The organism is Shewanella hafniensis (assembly GCF_019655335.1).
Taxonomy (GTDB): domain Bacteria; phylum Pseudomonadota; class Gammaproteobacteria; order Enterobacterales; family Shewanellaceae; genus Shewanella; species Shewanella hafniensis.
Map to the genome: position 1 here is coordinate 1 of NZ_BPFD01000219.1, position 491 is coordinate 491.

The window sequence follows — 491 nt, forward strand, 5'->3', positions numbered from 1 at the left end:
GCACTAACAATCCTATTATTTTTTTGATTCCACCGGCAGGCGATGTCAATCGAACTAAAAATGGTTGGAATACTAGTTTGCGGCAAATATACGAACCTAAAATAAAAGAGATGAACAAAAATGATTTAATGATCATTTCTGGAATTTCATATTGGCATGTAGATCGCGCTGAAATTGACAGCATTTTAATTGCACCTTCAAATGAAATTGACTTGATAAATATTAATCCAGCAATGGATAAATATTTTGAATCCGTGATAAATAGTTTGTTCAATAATTACATTCATTTTGATAGCAGTGAAATTTTAAAGGAGTTAGTGTTATGAGTATTCGTTTAAAAAGAAAGTCAAATACAATGACAATTTCCTCGCTGAATGAATGGCGAACATTAAACAAATTTAACATGACACCTAGTTATCAAAGGCATAGCGTTTGGAGTAGTGAACAACAGTCTTTATTAGTTGATAGTATTTTAAAAAACATACCTATAC

The 491-nt window shown here is 30.8% G+C and carries 1 pseudogene; it reads left to right on the plus strand.

The window, feature by feature from the left end:
* Positions 1-326 (plus strand): annotated as a pseudogene (locus K5Q99_RS21985) (hypothetical protein); the annotation flags it as partial.
* Between the last annotated feature and the right edge of the window lie 165 nt (positions 327-491).